Source organism: Virgibacillus oceani, assembly GCF_041521345.1.
In the GTDB taxonomy this organism is placed as follows: Bacteria; Bacillota; Bacilli; order Bacillales; family Amphibacillaceae; genus Virgibacillus_N; species Virgibacillus_N oceani_A.
Genome location: NZ_JBGOHB010000039.1, coordinates 24,366 through 42,731, shown reverse-complemented (window position 1 = coordinate 42,731; position 18,366 = coordinate 24,366). Strand labels below are relative to the sequence as shown.

Below are 18,366 nucleotides of genomic sequence, written 5' to 3'. Positions count from 1 at the left end.
TAGTGGATTTGGACGGGTTACCACCTGACTATATCCATTATAAAGGACTTTTTCTTTGGATAACAGTAAATTAACGAAAATTTTGCCCATTCCTAATTTTTAGTTTTAATTAATGCAATGCTAGTGACAGATTACAAATAACTAAAATGTTACTTCCAACAGGCGATTATTAATTTAATCGTCTTTGTATAAGCACAATACATTTTCGGAATATTATGCTAATATTAAGTAGAATGGTACTGAAGTAAAAATGATTGGAGAAAGCAGCGTTTACTTTGTGTTCCACAAAGGGCAATGATGAAGTGGGGTAGGTAAACTTGAAAATGGTAGGTGGGATCCAAGAAATATAGGAGTAGTAATAAGTTATTTTTAGGATTGAAAGCACTTCTAAGCTTTTTTACTATTTATTTTGCCGTTCGAGTTATATCAATTTCTATTTCCGGATTAGTAAGGTCGAGTCCTGCACCTGCTGTGCCGGATGTATTATTTTTTGGTATGATGTTTTGTCTGGGATTATCTAATGTTGTTTACCTTGTTGAAATGTTCGTCACCGGGAAAAAGAAATATTTTACATTATTACTTATAACTACTATCTTTCTTCTGTTTGGTTCCGCGTATATATTATTGGTGTGAAGTTGTGTAAATTTATTTTTAACAGGTTTAAAGCAAACGAGTGCAATATATTGAGAAAAAATGATACATCCATAAGGGAGGAGTTTGGAATGACTTCTTGGGTTTCCTGGGTTTTCGTGGGACTTATCGCAGCTGTATTTCTCTATGCTATTTTCAGTGTTTATTTAAAGAAATCGACAGGCTTGTATCTTGCTGCGGCTTTCCATGTCGTTTTGGGAATTTTATCACTTCCATCCCTTGGGTTATATGTATTAGGGTTAGCCATTCTTGAGATCATCGTTGGGATTATAATGACGGTAAAATTTCGGCGTACACGTATTAATTAATTGAATAACTGACATGTTTTATTACTTTAGCTATTGTTTTAACTGGAAAAATGAAGTGCTGAATCGGACAGAATTGCAAAGGGAGGTATGGGAAATGATCCTGGATATTTTATATATAATACTGTTAGTCGCTATTTTCATTGCTATACCAATTGCAATCAGGAGAAGAAAAAAGGCGGGAGTAACAGGAATAAAAAGTGCGCTAACCTCTATCTGTTTCTTTCTTATAGCTACAACAAACCTGTTAGCTTATTGGCTTGATTTTATGGGGTTGTTAAGTTGGACTGTCAGTGTTGCACTGTTAATTGCTGCCGCTTATTTCACGAAGTATATGCCTGTTCCACAAAGCAGGGGTTAACCGTTGTCGGAATAATAAAGAGGAGTGATTAAAATGCCAATTTGTCAGAACTGTCATCATAAGTGGAACTGGAAACAAACTTTTAAAAGATCTTTTACTTTGGATAATGGAATGACGTGTCCGTATTGTGAAGAAAAACAATTTCTAACTTCGCGCGCGAGAAAAAGAAGCACTGCAATCCCTTTTTTAGTTCCCTTGATCATGCTTGGTAATCTTATCTTTGGTACCACCTACTTTTCTTTAATAGCTCTAATTATCTTAATTCCATTTATTTTTGGGATCTATCCCATTATTATAGAATTATCGAATAAAGAGGAACCGGTTTGGTGATAAATTGGTAAATAAAATACATTTAAAAAGCCCAGATTTATATCTGAGCTTTTTTCATTACAGTTAGTTAACTGCATGATGACTTTAATTAGTTTGATTTCCCCGAAATTCAGCTACAGCGTCAACTATTCGCTTTACGCCTTCTTCCACGGTTGATTTCGGACAGGCTAAATTCATTCGCATGAACTGACCGCCTTCATCTCCGTATTCAATGCCAGCATTTAATCCTACTTTTGCTTTCTCGATCATGAATTTTTTCAATTGTTTGTTATCCATGTTTAATCCGTTGCAGTCGATCCACAGCAGATAAGTTCCTTCCGCGTTGATTACTTTTAATTCCGGTGTATTTTTTGCAAACATCTCCATGACGTGTTTTTTATTGTCATCAATGACAGTGAGTAACTCATCCAGCCATTCCTCCCCGTGGTTATAAGCAGCTTCAATTGCCGCGTTTCCCATTGTGTTAAGCATATGGAATCCTTGTTTACCTAAGAATTCCTGCAATCTCAAACGCTTATCCTTATTTTCCGTAACAATAAAAGAAGCCTGCAGTCCGGCTAAATTAAATGTTTTGGAAGGGGCCATCATTGTTATGGTGTTTTCCGCTATTTCCTCTGAAAGGGAAGCGATTGGAATATGTTTATTTCCTGCCAAAACAAGATCGGCGTGAATTTCATCTGATATAATGAGTACATCATATTTTAAACAGAGACGAGCCATTTCCTCGAGTTCTTCTTTTTTCCAGACACGTCCCACCGGATTGTGCGGGGAACAGAGGATAAATGCCTTTACACCTGTTTTTAATTTTTCTTCAAAATCCTGAAAATCAATGGTGTAATACGTATCTTTATATACAAGTTCGTTCCTGACCAGTTCTCGCTGGTGACTTTCGATTACATTATAAAATGGGCCGTAGACTGGTGTTTGCACCAACACTTTATCATTTGGTTCTGTAAATGCCTGTATAGCCATGTGCAAGCTTGTTACAACACCTGGGGAAAATGTCAGCCATTTTTGATCAATTTTCCAGCCATGACGCCGTTCCAGCCAGTTTACAATTGCAGTTTCCACATCATCGTCAATGATGGTGTATCCGTAAATGCCGTGATCAGCTCGTTTGATGAGTGCGTTATTCACCGCTTCCGGTGCCTTGAAGTCCATATCGGCGACCCACATCGGGAGTACATCGGACGTCTGGAAGACAGGCTCCAGCATATCCCATTTGACGGATCGTGTATTTTTTCTATTATGTAGTTCAGAAAATATACTCAATTTTTCCACCAACCTTTACTATTTTACTTGCCATTATACCAAATTTTCGGCAGGGTGAGTAAAGAATACGCTTGGCGGAAAAAGCTTAGAAAACTTGGCTTATCGCCTAGCTTTAATGGCGAAAGCTTTAGTTGCACTTATGCAGGTAAGAAAGTTTTATGCTTTCTTACCTACCCAAAAAAAAGCAAAGCGTTTTATCGCCTTGCTTACAGGGGGAATACGAGAAAGTCTTACATTTATAGTTATACCCCGGTGACCAAAATATAAACATCTTTTTTAAAAGTTTTTTAAAAAAGATGAAACAAATGAGGTTACAGGTTTCGTTTTATATGTGAGCGGCCATTTTGGGAGGGGGTTCCACGTGGAGGATGAGTTAATTCAGCGTGCTAAAGATAAAGATGAAGCAGCATTTGAGGAAATCATTGATACATATAAACCGATAGTAGAACGGTTTGCGTTTCAATTTGGGATTAACCAGACAAACCTTGGGGATATCGTACAGGAAACATTTATTAAAATTTACCGGAAATTGCATCAGTATCACACGGGAAAATTTTCTACATGGGTCTACCGGATTACATTAAATACAACGAGGGATTTTTACCGGAAGCAAAAGCGGGATCAGGCGCTGGTGCAAAAATCCATGGAACAGCAAAAAGAAAAACTTCCCGGTGGCTATTATTTTGAGAGAGAAGAACATTTACTTTTGCATGAATGCGTGCAGCTGCTTAAACCGAAATATAGAGAACCTTTAATATTATATTATTTTCATGATAGAACGTATGAGGAAATAGGAATTATTTTACAGATCAAGCTTGCTGCTGTCAAAACGAGAATACACCGTGCGAAAGGTAAGCTAAAAGAGATTTATGAAAGTAAAGATGGGAAGGAGGCGATAGGTAATGAACAACAAAAATATGGATGAATTGCTCTCCGGATTAAAGAAGGAGTATAAGCGGATGCCGGAGCAGGTGGATAAGCGGACGATTATGCAGCGTGTCTTTAGGAAAAAAAGGAAGCCCCGTTTCGGAAAAGCAATGCCGTTAGTTGCGGTTATTGCTGGTTTATTTCTGTTTGCGCTTGTTTCCCTTCCTTATTTAAATGATTATGACCAGGCAGACAATAACCCAAGTTATTTGGAAATGTATTATTTAAATGCGTTGGAAGATTTCAGGGAGTCGCTTGGGCTGGATGATGTAGAAGAATTCAGAGAAGTGACCATGGCGGAGTCGGTTGTTGAACACTACGGTTCTTCACCAAGCTCAGAGGACTATGAGGATGCGAAAGAAAAAATCGATCATTATTTAACAACAACAAAGGAAATGGTGGAGGAAGCGAAAAGTAAGGGAGAATTTTTTGCCGATGATGAGCAATTTAACAGGAAAATGACACAAATGCTTTATTCATTTCAAACCTATTTTTCTGATTTGCAGGTGGAATATGGTATTCAACGAAAAGATCAGGATGCGTTATTAGACGCACAGGGGAATCCGGAAAACTATCAAGGGCCACAAGAAATCAAGAATTTCCTTATTGTACTGGATGAGCAGGGTTTTAGAGTGACCAGAAATAAAGGTACTGATCGATTAAGTATAGGATTAGATTTTTCTTGGCAGCTTGAGCAGAGTGAAGGATTAACGGGAAGTGAAGGTTATATGCATTATCTTGAGCTAATGGAAGATATGGCAGGAAACTTTTACAATATAGAAAGGAATGAAATAGCTACCATTCTTTTGGAAGTAGAGTATATATATGATACGTATCCGGATGAACGGGAACTTATATTTGAAAATACATCTCTTCTTATAGAGGTGAACAATTATTTGAGAGAATATTTAGCTTTATCTTTAGTTGGTGAAATTGATCATGAAGTGATGTTAGAGGAATACTATAGCTTTTTGGAAAAGCATGAAGATTCGCGTTTCTGGGAGATTGTAAAGGCGAGAGTTGATACTATAGAAATGGAGTCAATAGATTATTTGAATTTTCGTCTTGATTCTCAGCTGCACCTGCTTTTTAATGAACAATTTGACGGAATTACGTTTAATGACATTATTGATTTAAATTACGATGACCGTTACAGAGCTCAGGATATTCAACAAAGCTATGTGGAATATAGTGAAACGAAAGATGAAAAACTGTTGGCAAACCTCGACGGTGCAGAATTAACGCTGTTATATAAATATGCATTTGTAAGAAGAGAGGCGGAACTCTATTCCACTTTATATGCAGCAGAAAGTGAATGGAACAGCTATGGCGAAGAGGAATTGCACGAAGCATTGATGGAAGAAGGCTGGATGGATGTATTTGATCTGGCCAGATACCTGGTAATACAGGAAGATTCTGGAGGAGGTCAGGTTACTGCAACGTTTATCATTGGTTATGAAGCAAGTGCACAATTAGAATGGATGAAGGAAGATGGCGTCTGGAAATTGCTTGATCAAACAGTAGAAGAGGCCCCACATTTGGATAATGGCTGAATCTATTAATAGTGGTATGGAGCATAATCTAGAAAATATTTTCCATAGGATTATCTGACCGTAACCAATACAAAATAATAAAAAAATGGGTGACCGCGACAAAAGAGCATGCGAAATTACAATATCGCATGCTTTCATTATTCAATCGATTAACTCGATTCTAAGTTTCAGTTCCAAAATACATTCGTTAAAGGCGTTTACTCAAAGTTTCCTGCTCTTCTTCAAATCCTGGTTTACCAAGCAGCGCAAACATATTTTTTTTATACGCTTCCACTCCCGGCTGATCAAATGGGTTCACGCCAAGCAAATAACCACTCATGGCACAGGCTTTTTCAAAAAAGTAAACTAGGTAGCCAAATGTATAGGCCTCCAGTTTGGGAATATCAATAATTAAATTAGGCACATCCCCATCTGTATGTGCAAGCATGGTTCCCTGGAATGCCGTATCATTAATTTCATGCATTGTCTTTCCTGCTAAATAATTCAATCCGTCTGTATCATCTGCGGTTTTTTCCATTATTACATCCCTGTTAGGTTCTTGTACACGCAATACCGTTTCAAAAAGGTGGCGGCGGCCATCTTGAATATATTGTCCAAGTGAGTGCAGGTCTGTGGAAAAGTTTGCGGAAGCAGGAAAGATTCCTTTTCCATCTTTTCCTTCACTTTCTCCAAATAATTGCTTCCACCATTCGGAAAAATATTGGAATTTCGGCTCATAATTCACAAGCAGCTCTGTTGTTTTTCCTTTTGCATATAAAATATTGCGAACGGCGGCATATTGATAGGCCGGGTTATCATCAAGAGAAGGCGATTCAAGCTCTTTTTTTGCCAATTGCGCTCCCTCCAACATTTCCTCGATAGAAATTCCGCTCACTGCTATTGGCAGCAGGCCTACTGCAGTAAGGACAGAATAACGGCCACCGACATCATCCGGGATAACAAAGGTTTCGTATCCGTTCTTGTCACTTACCGTTTTTAATGCACCGTTCTGTTTATCAGTCGTCGCATAAATTCGTTTCGCTGCTTTTTTTTCTCCGTACTTTTCTTCAAGCCATTTTTTAAAAATACGAAAGGCAATCGCCGGTTCGGTCGTAGTTCCGCTTTTGGATATAACATTAATGGAAACATCTTTATCTTCAAGCACATCCATAAGATCCTGGATATATGCAGCGCTTAGATGATGACCGGCAAAAATAATATGCGGTGTATCAGGAAGCATGTCTGAAAATGAATGGGAAAGCATGCTTATCGCTGCCCGTGCCCCCAGGTAAGAGCCACCGATCCCAATTACAAGCAGTACATCCGAATCCTCTCTGATTTTTTTCGCGGCCAGGTGTATTCTTGAAAATTCTTCTTTATCATATGTGTCAGGCAGATCAAGCCAGCCCAGAAAATCACTGCCTGTCCCGCTTTTATTATGTAATCTTTCATGTGCAGATTTAACATTTCCTTCCATACTGCTCATTTCATGTTCTTGTAAAAATGCATTGGAATACGAAAAGTTAATATATGTCATTGTACTCCTCCTTGTATGCAGTTATCTCTATTTATTTTTATATTACCGATTACAGCGCATACTAGCAAACAAAAGCCAACATGCTAGATCGTTGGTGAATTTTTTCTCCATTTAATTCACTTGAGCTGGCTCATCAAGTACATGAAACATGGATTTTTCTCCAATCATATACTCGAGAAGGGTTATCAAGTACATGAAGCGCGGAATTTTCATCAATCATGTACTCGAGACAGGTTATCAAGTACATGAAGCGCGGAATTTTCATCAATCATGTACTCGAGACAGGTTATCAAGTACATGAAACACGGATTTTTCTCCAATCATCTACTCGAGAAGGGTTATCAAGTACATGATCCTCGGGTTTTGCATCAATCATGTATTTGAGAAGGCTCTTCAAGTACATCGTTTGATTAATTTTTGCCGTGTATGTACTTGAGTTTGGCTATCAAATATATTACTGAGATTTTTTCTCCATTCTTCTGGAAAAGAAAAAACAGCAAATCAATAAATTTGCTGTTTCCTTCTCAAGAATTACTTTTTCGATTGTTCAATCCATTCTTCCAGCTTGTCTTTTAACGTGTTAAAGCCTGCGGATTGATCCTCTTGCTGTTGTTTTGGAGCTTGCTTTTTTGGCTGGGAAGCTTTAATTGGTGCTTCTTCTGTAGCGCGGATAGATAAAGAAACTTTGTTTTGCTCCTCATTTACATTTAGTACTTTTACCTTTACTTCGTCCCCAACAGCTAAATGCTCATTAATATCTTTTACATAACCGTGCGTTACTTCGGAAATATGAACCAGCCCTTGTGTGTCCTCATCTAAAGCGACAAAAGCACCATACGGCTGAATTCCAGTTACTTTCCCCTCAAGTACCTGACCGGCCTCGTAATTGTTTGTCATGGTGACCAACTCCTATTTACTTAAATTCGATTCTTTTCACACAATAAACTATTCTAACATACCGGGGATAATGAAGCAAAGCAAAAGATAAATCATGCTTACACTATGTTATATACCCGAAAAACAAATCAACTATTTATGAGAGACAATAAAATATCGTCTTTTTTCACCCTAAAGCTGGCCGGGGGATTTAAATGATAGTTTTCATTTCGAATAACCCCAAGTAAAATTTGCTGCTTTTCCGCGTGTAGCCCGGCAAGATAATGAAATGGTTTATCGACCAGTTCATCCGGCAGTTTCGTATGATAAAATTGCTGTGTTTTTAGCAGCTGGTAAATATCTTCAAAAGGCGTTGCGTTTTTTAAAAAAAATAGCTCATGATAAAATAAACCGGTCATGAAATCGTTCGACCGGACAATCGTTGTGGCACCGGCCCGCAGCGCATTTTCAATTTGAATTTTGGATAGTATTTCAGCAATAATAGGTATAACTTTATTGTTCCCCCGGATTGCCACTGTGGTGAGAATGGTAAAATTATCCGCCTGCCGCTCACTTACCTCTGAAACGTCAGCTGTAATCAGGACACGGTCAGCCAGCTTAATATTGGCATTATGTAGCGTTTCATCTTCAGTTGGATTTCCTTGGATATAATGAACGGGGAAATCCTGATAAGAGATACGATGCAGGGAGTGATCAATTAACACAATCCTGCTCGCTGGTTTATTTTCAAGCATGAACTCAATCAATTGCCGGGTCCTTTCGTTCCAACCTATCAAAATAATATGGCCGCTTCCTTTAAAGGATAGCTTTCCTTTTTCCAAATCCTGTTCATGCTGTATGGCTGCTGTGGATAAGGAGGATATGTAAAATGCAATAAATGCGCCGCCGGTTAAGATCAGCAAAATAGCAACGATTTTACCGGTTATACTTAAAGGAACATAATCGCCATAGCCAACTGTTGCGCCGGTAACAAATGCCCACCAAATGCCATCAAATATGGTGGGAAACTGGGCAGGTTCAATAAAATGGATGAGTACACCAAATAAGACCATAAGGATGCTGATTGTAACAAGCAAACGAACGATAATTGGCATACGGAAATAGATTTGTTTTGCATATCTTATATTCATACGTTCACCTTGATGTTTTTGTAATTAGTATGGACATAAGGTTATGAATACTATACAAAAAACGGCAGGACGCTTTAGGCCCGGCCGTGAAAATTATTTATTCTGCAATGTTTCTTTCAAACTTTTATACACATCATCCCAAAAATCGGTATTGTCCCGGAATGATTTTGTCATAAAGAAAATCATTTCTTTAAATTTTTTATCGTAATCGTCCGCTTCTTTGTCAGGAAGCTTTGATCTTGCTTCATCGACAAACGTTTGAAGTGTTTCCGCACGAGGGCCCCATTTTGCTACTTCATTCCCGTCCTGATCAATAAAGATAAAAATCGGGATAGAACGTGCTTTGCCGTTTGTTAAGTATTGATCCATTAATTCCAGGTTATCATCACGAAGCAGTACGCGCACATCCATGTTACCAGCCTCAGCTAAACGCAGTAAGATAGGAAGGTTGAGCATGGCATCTCCACACCAATCCTCCGTTAGTACGATTACTCTCAAGCTATCCTCCTGCAGTTTTTGTAAGAACGAGTCATCTTCCGGAAGTTTAAATTCATCATAAATATGCAATGTATTTTCCTTATGTTTTTCCATGGATTCAATATAAACATCTGGAGACATTGCTTTTTCAAACCATTGATTCAATTCCATTTATCACCGGCTCCTTTTCTTCGTACTTAATCAGATTTTACCAATGTGCACCCCGATCCGTAAACAAATGTGCTCCTTACTATGGTAATATAGGAAAAGACATAGAAGCATAAGGAGGAATGGTTGTGGCTAATATAAATCAGGAATTTTTAACCGCACTTTTGAAAACACCGTCTCCATCCAGTGATGAGGTGCAGATTCAAAAGAAATGGATCGATTATGTGAAAAATTTTGCCGATGAAATTCGAACAGATGATGCAGGAAATGCGATTGGCGTGCTTAACCCTGGGGCATCATTTAGAATATTGCTGGCCGGACATTGTGATGAGATTGCACTCGTCATTAATCGTATTGATGAGGATGGTTTTTTGCATTTTGATAAAATGGGCGGTGTCAATCCAAAAGCAGCTGTTGGCATGAAAGTAACTGTTCAGGGATATAACGGAGAAGTTACTGGTGTGATTGGTGTAAATGCCCAGCACCATGGCGGCCTGAAGGATGATTTCAGTTTGGAGGATTTATTTATCGATTGCGGTTATAAGACAAAGGGGGAAGCGGAAGAGTTCGTGCAAATTGGCGATCTTGCCGTTTATAAAACAGAGCCGGAAATTTTATCCGACCGATATATTGCCGGTAGAGGACTTGATAACCGGACTGGAGCTTTCGTCGTTGCAGAAGTATTGAAGCGGCTTGCTGAGAAGGGATCTTCTGTAGGCGTATATGCAGCAAGTACGGTAAATGAAGAAACCAACATGGGTGGAGCTTATTTTGCGGCTGCAGGCGTTGAACCTACGATGGCAATCGCATGCGATGTTACCTTTGCTACCGATTATCCGGGTGTAAACAAGAATAAACACGGGGATATCCGCTTGGAAGGCGGTCCGGTACTGGCAAAGGGTGCACCGATCAATAGAAAGATAAACAAGCTACTGGAAAATACTGCAAAAAAGCTGAAGATGGACGTGCAATATGAATTGACCCCAAGAATGACAGGAACAGACGCAGACAAAATGCGCCTTACCGGTCGCGGAATACCGGTTTCGCTGGTATCCCTGCCGCTAAGGTACATGCACTCTCCAGTTGAAACAGCAAGCTTTAAAGATATAGAAGAAGAAATTGAATTGCTTGTCACCATGATAAGTGACCTTACAGGAGAGGAAAGTTTGAATCCGTTGGAGTAAACAGCGGGAAAGTTTTCTTGTTACAGATTTACTATTATAAGGAAAAGCGCAGATGCATAAGGTGTCTGTGCTTTTTTGCTTAGAAATATACAGAATTACGGAATGCTGACCAAATTAAAAAATCATTATTAACAAGGTATTAAGGCATTTTGTGACGATCATAGAAGCAATGACTCACCTAACGTTTTCTTAATAAAACCATGCATTTGGAAGTAACATAATATGCTTGATGAATTAACTAAAAGTGACGAAACATTTAGTTCATGCACTTATATGTTTGGTCGTTAACGAATGAAGGTGTTTCCCTCTTCTTAATAAGGTGGAATCAAGTCTCAAATGTTTCCGTTGGGGGCGAGTACTCGTATTCTCAGATCTTTACGCAATAGAACTTTCAGCAGTTTTAAAATGTAATGAGAATCTTTCCTATCCAATCGGTTGAGCATTTGTTCTTGAAACAGGAGAATCGTCCTGGTGTTGCAGTTCCAAAGGTTCAGTTGATTGATTGAAAATGAGTATAAATAACTGATTTCACCTGAGTAATTTGATGTTATTTTTGTTGTTGGTGGATTGATTTTCCGAATTTTTCTGTTGAAAATTGTAATTATCACTTATGTATGTCTATTTAATCATTTTTATTAATTAGGTGGTAATAGCTACGGTGTAGTAATTTAAAGTTGTATTAAAGTGTTAGTATATTTTTGTCTCCCCTCCTGTTCGACAGTGTTTTTGCAAAATATTATCTGTATATACTGGGTAGGGTGATCAGCATGACATTTGAAAAGTGGTAAATAAGTCTTAATAAAACAGAGGAATTTTGCAGGTCTTTCGTAACTAGTATTCAACTTGGAATAGGGTAAAGGAACTAATCATTATCTATTTATTACTAATATTTATATGTTTATAATATTTCAGTGTTTTACTAATAAATAAACTGTAGTTATAATCTGTAACTAATAGAAAGATTTACATTGTTATTACAGCAGAATTAAGTTTGCTTCATAAATATGACAGCGCTTGCGAAAAACACTCTATTTATTGGTTCAATTTAATAGATTGATAGAGTGAAGAAGCTAAGCCGAGAAGGGGTGACGTGTGTTGTAATACAAGAAGTTTTTGCTGGTATTTAAAGTAAATTTCAAGGAGGAGGAATAAAATGAAGGGGAAAAAAGTGAAACTGTTATCTGTATTATTTGCTTTTATGCTTCTATTTCAGATAACCGTGCCAGCGGCATTTGCTGATAATACAGGTAACGAGCCGGATAACCCTGGAATTAAGGATGAGCAAACAGATGAAGGTGATCAGGGAATGGTGGTAAGTGCACACCCGGCAGCTTCTGAGGTCGGCGCTGAAGTACTGGAGAACGGCGGAAATGCCGTGGATGCTGCTGTAGCAATGCAGCTTGCCTTGAATGTGGTCGAACCACAGATGTCCGGTATTGGCGGCGGTGGTTTCATGATGTACTATGACGCCGAAACAGAGGATGTATCCGTGATTAACAGCAGGGAGCGTGCTCCGGCTGGGGCAACACCTGACATGTTTATTGACCAAAGTAACACTGTTACCGGGGAAGGAACCTTTTTACTTGGTGCCAATGAATTGAATAATGAGGGAGGCGGAGAATTCCATATTGATGAAGTCCGTGTTTTTGATGTGAATGCAACCGATGAAGAGCCTGCTTTTCATTATGATTTCTCCGGTGAGGAAGGTGTAAGCTGGGACCCTGAAAAATTTGCACTGGATGAGCGCGGCACAACCTTTACTATTGCTGAAGAAGGCGGAAAGATTACATTTGGTCCGCCGGTAGGAAATAATAGTACTTCATTTGGAAGGACGACTTCCACAATGGAAGAATTGGAAAACAGTGAACTGTTCATGCGTTTTCGGGCAGATGATCCTGGGGATGACCGCCGCTTGCGCATATGGCTGCGGGCGGATGATTTCAGACCGGGGAGTACGTATGCCCAAAATGGGTACGGCGTGGAAATCGAAACAAGATCAAATACGGTAAAACTGATTCAGTCAAAAGATTCTAGCACGTCCACCCTATCTACTTTTAATTATGATAGTACGTCAGATTGGCAGTCATTGCGCTTCCAGGTGGATGGAGACGAATTAAGAGTGAAACTTTGGGGTGATGCAGCCGAAGAACCTGAAGAATGGGATATCGATACATTCGCCGGAAGTGTCATACCATTTCAGGAGCGGGTGCGCAGTGGCCTTTCGGTCGGAGTGCCTGGCACTTTAAAAGGGCTGGAAACAGCATTGGATGAATGGGGTACACAGCCATTTGAAGAATTAATCGATCCTTCCATAGCATTGGCAGAAGATGGAGTGGAAGTAAACTGGGCAGTTGCAAATTCGATTGCCAGTAATGCTGATAAATTATCCCAAACAGCTGCAGCAGATGTGTTTTTGCCTGATGGCGAGCCATTGGAAGAAGGGGATCTTCTTGTACAGGAGGATTTTGCCAACACACTTCGCTTAATCGCTGAGCAAGGTACCGAGGTCTTTTATGAAGGGGAGATTGGCGAAGCACTTGCTGATGTCGTGCAGGAAAATGACAGCAGTATGACGATCGATGACCTGGCAGGTTATGATGTGACGCATGATGAGCCCGTTTGGGGAGAGTACCTCGGCTATGACATTGCATCCATGCCGCCGCCAAGCTCAGGCGGTTTGACCTTGCTGCAAATGCTGATGATGTTCGAGGAGCTTGATTTAACCCAGTATGATGTGAAGTCTGCTGAAAAATATCATTACATGGCAGAGGCAATGCATCTGGCATATGCAGACAGAGGAGAGTATATGGGGGATCCGGAGCATGTTGAGGTCCCTAAAGAAGGATTGCTTCACCCGGATTATGTCAATGAGCGGGTGGACTTGATTAACCCTGATCAGGCCAATCCGAATGTACAGCCTGGAAACCCGTGGGGTTACCAGGACGGTGAACCAACACAAGGAGTAACACAAATTGATGAAAAAGTAGATGGAGAAACTACTCATTTCACAGTAGCGGATCAGTGGGGAAATCTCGTATCCTATACAACTACCATTGAACAGGTATTTGGTTCGGGAATTATGGTGCCGGAATACGGCATTATGCTGAACAATGAGCTGACGGATTTTGATGCGATACCAGGTGGAGCAAATGAAGTCCAGCCGAATAAGCGTCCGTTGAGCAGTATGACACCAACCATTGTGTTAAAAGATGATCAGCCGTTCCTGACAGTCGGTTCTCCTGGCGGCACAACAATTATAACTTCAGTGCTGCAGACGATTGTGAATGTAATTGGCTATGAAATGGAACTGAAGGATGCCATAGAGGAGCCACGGATATTCAGCAGTGCTTATCCAACGATTCGATGGGAGTATGGCATTCCAGATGACGTAAGAGCACAGCTTGAAGGGATGGGGCATGCCTGGCAGTCCAGTGCCGGAGAGATTGGAAATGTAAATAGTATTTTACTGGATGAGGAATCAGGTGTGTTTTATGGTGCTGCAGACTCTACGAGAGAAGGCTCAGCCATTGGAATATCTTCTATAGAAGAAACCGTGGAACAAATGCTCACGCTCGTTGAAGAGTATAGAGAAGATGGAAATATCACGGAAGATGATGTAGCGCGTCATTTCCAAACTCACCTGACAGCTGTCGGGGTTTATGAAGAGGCAGGTCAGCTGGATAAGGCATCCAGACATATGGAAAGCTTCCAATTACTGCTCCAGCATCAGCTGGATAATGATGCCATATCCGAAGCAGTTTTTGAAACATTGAGTGCTATTGCTGAGGCACTGATTGAGGAGTGGGGTAACAACTGATTCATTTCCCTGTGACAAGCGGGATCTTGTCACAGGGTTAATAAAACATTCAAAAAATGGGAGGAATTATCATGAACATTAAAAAACAATTAGGTATGGGGATTATGTCAGCAGCACTCGGAATTTCATTAATTGGCGGGGGAACGTTTGCCTATTTCAGTGACTCGGTAACAACGGAAAACACGTTTGCTGCGGGTACACTGGATCTCTCTGCTGAACCTACAGAAATCATTAATGTGGATAATATAAAACCGGGTGACTCCATGGTTCGTACGTTTGAACTGCATAACGATGGATCACTTGATATTGACCGGGTCTACCTCGATACAGAATATACTGTAGATGATGCAGAAGGAAACAACACCGAAGATTTCGGTGAACATATTGAAGTTGAATTTTTATATAACGTGGACAAGCTGGATGAAGTCGTATTTAGCACCACTCTTGCTGAACTAAGGGAAATGACGCCAGAAGCAGTTGGTGAGCACGCGTTAGATCCAATTCTTGGTGAAGGGCTGCCAGTGGGTGATTTAGACGATTTAGTTGTGAAATTTAACTTTGTAGACAATGGCGAGGACCAAAACGAATTTCAGGGAGATACACTCAATCTGGAGTGGACGTTTACAGCAACACAAACAAATGGTGAAGAATTGTAATTTGGGAAGGAGGGACAGCTTTTTACGGTAGGACGAGCATTTAGTGCAGTCCCAGGCACCATATTAGCGATCAAAAAAGGGAGGTTTCGGAAAGTATGGTAAAGAAAATGAAAAGATATTTTCATATGTTTGTTGTGGTCACCCTGCTATTAAGTTTGACCATTAGCGACATGCAAGTAAGTGCTAGCGCTAATAATGGCTACGATACTATCATTCGAGGTGGAACTATTGTAGATGGATCAGGCCTGGATCGATATGATGCCGATGTCGCTATTAAAGATGGATATATCGCAGAAATTGGCGATTTATCCAATGTTGAAGCGGAACAGGAGATTGATGCAGAAGGAAATTTCGTTGCACCTGGATTTATAGATGTTCACAGTCATGCCAGTCTTGCTGCACTGCAGGAAGCTGAAAGTCCATTAAGCCAGGGAGTTACCATGGAAGTACTAAGTCCTGATGGTGGAGGACCAACAGATTTGCAGTCACGGATTGATTTGGAAGACAGTGGCTTGGGAATAAATATCGGGTCCTATATTGGCTTTAATTCTGTTTGGAGTGAAGTAGTCGGTAATGAAGACAGAAGAGCAACGGACGCAGAAATTGAAGAAATGCAAGCCCTGATTTCAGAAGCAATGGAAAAAGGTGCTGCAGGTGTTTCAGCAGGATTGTTCTACAGACCGGCTTATTTTGCCGACACAGATCAAGTAATTGATGTGGTGAGTGAAGCTTCGGAATGGAGAACGAAATTCACCAACCACCAGAGAAATGAAAATAATGAAGTAATCGAAGCAACTGAAGAAACGATTGAAATTGGGGAAGAATCAGGTTTGGCACCGGTTATTACCCATATTAAAACAATGGGTCCCAATAACTGGGGGAAATCTGAGGAAATGATGCAGCTCATTAATGATGCAAATGAGCGCGGTGTTTACACTGCTGCGGATATTTATCCATATCTCAGAAGTCAGACTGGACTAACTGCTATCGTTCCGCCATGGGTGGAAGAAGGTGGAAGAAGTGCTATGCTGGAAAGATTTGCAGACCCTGAACTACGGCCAATTATTGAAGAAGAGATTGAGGAGATCATGTATAGCCGTGTTCAAGGACCAGAAGGCGTGTATTTTCCAACGAAACGAATGACACTTGCTGACTATATGGATACAGGCGTTGGAAATCCGCGAAGCAGAACCCTATTATCATTTTTAAATTTAAACTATGACAATGAATTTGATGTAGACATTGAAGAGATAACCGTTACAGATACAAATGGAGATGCAGTATATGAATATGACTTTGAAGGTAATGACGGAGACGAATGGGATGCATCTAAATTTGATCAATTGCATTCATACCCGTCTAATGCAGTAACTCGTACGATCAATGATAATACGGGACATACAAATGTTGCGCAGAGAATCAGCGGAAATGCAAGCGCTTACGGAAATGTTACTCCTGCAATGGAGGATGTGGATGATAGTGAAACATTTATGCGTTTTAAAGTCGGGGATACGATGGGATCAAATCAAATCATAAGGTTATGGATTAATTCCGATAACTTCGGCTCCGGTAGTTCATTTGCCATGAATGGGTACGGCGTTGCAGTTCGTCTTGATCAGGATCGCATCCAAGTACAGGAAAGAGAAGATGCATCAACCACACTTCATGACACCATTACAGATGCCGGGATAGAACCAGACACATGGCTCGATTTAAAAGTGAAATTGGAAGATGACACTTTACTTGTGAAAATGTGGCCGGCAGATGAAGAGGAGCCGGAAGAGTGGGATTCCAGCGTAGATGTTACCAACGAAGATGAAGATGAAGATGAAGAAAGAGAATTAACGGCTGGTGAAACTACGATGCAAATTCTGGAAACAGAAGGCAGTTTGCGGTCCATCTATGACTTTGGGCACGAAGATGACTTTAGGAGATTTATTCAATCTCCGGTAGTTGCCATCGCTTCTGATGGCGGAGCAAGTACTTCCAATGAAGTCCATCCAAGACGTTATGGAACACAGCCAAGAGTTTTAGGCCACTATGTAAGGGAAGAAGGACTGCTTGCTTGGGAAGAAGCTGTTCAAAAAATGACTTCACTCCCTGCTGCGCTGATTGGTCTGTCTGATCGTGGCTATCTTGCTGCAGGTATGAAAGCAGACATTACGATTTTTGATCCTGATACCGTAATTGACAACGCTACATTTGAGGAACCAAGACAGTTTGCTGATGGCATTGAACAAGTGCTGGTAAATGGTGAATTGGCTCTTAACAATGGCGAACTAACTGGCATTCAAGTAGGGGAATTTGTAGAAATGGAGCCCAACATGCCGACTCGTCCTGTAACGCAAGATGAAAATGTGGAGGCAACTGAAAACCGTAAAATATTATCCTTAGATGGTTCAGAAACCGGATCCTCGATTTCCTTTAATCTTGAACAGGGAGAAAGTGATCATGGGGCAACTGGTAGTATGACATTTGTAAGTGATGACATGGAACTCATTGCTGATGACTTAGGCAGAATCCAGACTTATGATGACTGGGTGAGCTTTACTGGATCAGGAACAATCAATGGTGAAACGTTTACAACATTCAGGGTTACTGTTGATGAGAATGATCCAACCATCGATGATGAAAGACCGGTGGTAACGATTGATATCGTTGGACAGGACCAAATAAAAGGGTTATTGGGTGAAGAAGATTCAGAACCACCTGAAGAGCCTGTAAGTATTGAGGAAATGAAACAGCTGGTAGATGAATTCAGAGAAGACGGTGAAATAGAAAATGATGAAACTGCCAGACATCTGAATACTCACTTGACTGCAGTAAGTGCGTATGAAGCTGCAGAAGAAATGGATAAAGCGATCAGACATATGAATAGCTTTAAACAATTACTTGATTTCCTTGAGTCAAGTGGAGAGATTTCTGAAGAAGCTTCCAGCATTCTAAATACACATGCCGATCATTTGTTGGAGAATTGGCAGCAAGAATAAAAGAGTTGAAATTACACCCCAGTGGCAGACATTACTTTCCTCCACTGGGGTTCTCTTAACCTGATCTAATACCATTAATTACATTTAGTAAAAAAATTGTCTGCTTTGTTCAAAATGTCTTAAATATTGCAG

The 18,366-nt window shown here is 40.2% G+C and carries 13 protein-coding genes and 1 pseudogene; 9 read left to right on the top strand and 5 right to left on the bottom strand.

Annotation, left to right across the window (positions count from 1 at the left end):
- The first annotated feature begins 722 nt into the window (after positions 1–722).
- The 3 genes from ACDX78_RS20560 (at position 723) to ACDX78_RS20550 (ending at position 1,647) form a co-directional block, all read left to right on the top strand.
- Positions 723–959 (top strand): hypothetical protein, encoded by a 237-nt coding sequence (locus ACDX78_RS20560; protein WP_486030347.1) that lies wholly within the window; start codon positions 723–725, stop codon positions 957–959.
- Positions 960–1,053: 94 nt separating this feature from the next.
- Positions 1,054–1,317, top strand: coding sequence for a hypothetical protein (locus ACDX78_RS20555; RefSeq protein ID WP_486030346.1), 264 nt, complete (start codon positions 1,054–1,056; stop codon positions 1,315–1,317).
- 33 nt (positions 1,318–1,350) lie between these two features.
- Positions 1,351–1,647, top strand: coding sequence for a TIGR04104 family putative zinc finger protein (locus tag ACDX78_RS20550; RefSeq protein WP_486030344.1), 297 nt, complete (start codon positions 1,351–1,353; stop codon positions 1,645–1,647).
- An 84-nt stretch (positions 1,648–1,731) separates the two neighbouring features.
- On the opposite strand, the gene ACDX78_RS20545 is transcribed toward ACDX78_RS20550, so the two are convergent.
- The gene (locus tag ACDX78_RS20545) at positions 1,732–2,919 is read right to left on the bottom strand and encodes a MalY/PatB family protein (protein WP_486030343.1); all 1,188 of its coding nucleotides are present in this window, start codon (positions 2,917–2,919) and stop codon (positions 1,732–1,734) included.
- A 361-nt stretch (positions 2,920–3,280) separates the two neighbouring features.
- Between ACDX78_RS20545 and ACDX78_RS20540 the strand changes: the two genes are divergently transcribed.
- The gene (locus tag ACDX78_RS20540) at positions 3,281–3,844 is read left to right on the top strand and encodes an RNA polymerase sigma factor (RefSeq protein WP_486030341.1); all 564 of its coding nucleotides are present in this window, start codon (positions 3,281–3,283) and stop codon (positions 3,842–3,844) included.
- Positions 3,822–5,399, top strand: coding sequence for a hypothetical protein (locus ACDX78_RS20535; protein ID WP_486030340.1), 1,578 nt, complete (start codon positions 3,822–3,824; stop codon positions 5,397–5,399). Before ACDX78_RS20540 ends, ACDX78_RS20535 begins: the two co-directional genes overlap by 23 nt.
- 187 nt (positions 5,400–5,586) lie before the next feature.
- Here the strand turns inward: ACDX78_RS20535 and ACDX78_RS20530 are convergent, their stop codons facing one another.
- The 4 genes from ACDX78_RS20530 to ACDX78_RS20515 form a co-directional block, all read right to left on the bottom strand.
- Entirely contained in the window at positions 5,587–6,915 is a 1,329-nt protein-coding gene (locus ACDX78_RS20530) for a glucose-6-phosphate isomerase (RefSeq protein WP_486030338.1), read from the bottom strand.
- 531 nt (positions 6,916–7,446) lie between these two features.
- Positions 7,447–7,812: a S1 domain-containing post-transcriptional regulator GSP13 gene (gene yugI, locus ACDX78_RS20525; protein ID WP_486030336.1), complete on the bottom strand. Its 366-nt coding sequence runs from the start codon at positions 7,810–7,812 to the stop codon at positions 7,447–7,449.
- A 128-nt stretch (positions 7,813–7,940) separates the two neighbouring features.
- On the bottom strand, positions 7,941–8,942 hold the full coding sequence (locus ACDX78_RS20520) for a potassium channel family protein (protein ID WP_486030334.1): 1,002 nt from the start codon (positions 8,940–8,942) through the stop codon (positions 7,941–7,943).
- Between the two features lie 93 nt (positions 8,943–9,035).
- Positions 9,036–9,590 (bottom strand): thioredoxin family protein, encoded by a 555-nt coding sequence (locus ACDX78_RS20515; protein WP_486030332.1) that lies wholly within the window; start codon positions 9,588–9,590, stop codon positions 9,036–9,038.
- Positions 9,591–9,715: 125 nt separating this feature from the next.
- Here ACDX78_RS20515 and ACDX78_RS20510 point away from each other — a divergent pair, with 125 nt between their 5' ends.
- The 4 genes and pseudogenes from ACDX78_RS20510 (at position 9,716) to ACDX78_RS20495 (ending at position 18,234) form a co-directional block, all read left to right on the top strand.
- The gene (locus ACDX78_RS20510) at positions 9,716–10,771 is read left to right on the top strand and encodes a M20/M25/M40 family metallo-hydrolase (protein ID WP_486030330.1); all 1,056 of its coding nucleotides are present in this window, start codon (positions 9,716–9,718) and stop codon (positions 10,769–10,771) included.
- Positions 10,772–12,050: 1,279 nt separating this feature from the next.
- Positions 12,051–14,588 (top strand): annotated as a pseudogene (gene ggt / locus ACDX78_RS20505) (gamma-glutamyltransferase); the annotation flags it as partial.
- 71 nt (positions 14,589–14,659) lie between these two features.
- Positions 14,660–15,244 (top strand): TasA family protein, encoded by a 585-nt coding sequence (locus tag ACDX78_RS20500; protein ID WP_486030328.1) that lies wholly within the window; start codon positions 14,660–14,662, stop codon positions 15,242–15,244.
- Positions 15,245–15,339: 95 nt separating this feature from the next.
- Positions 15,340–18,234, top strand: coding sequence for an N-acyl-D-amino-acid deacylase family protein (locus ACDX78_RS20495; protein WP_486030327.1), 2,895 nt, complete (start codon positions 15,340–15,342; stop codon positions 18,232–18,234).
- Positions 18,235–18,366 lie beyond the last annotated feature (132 nt).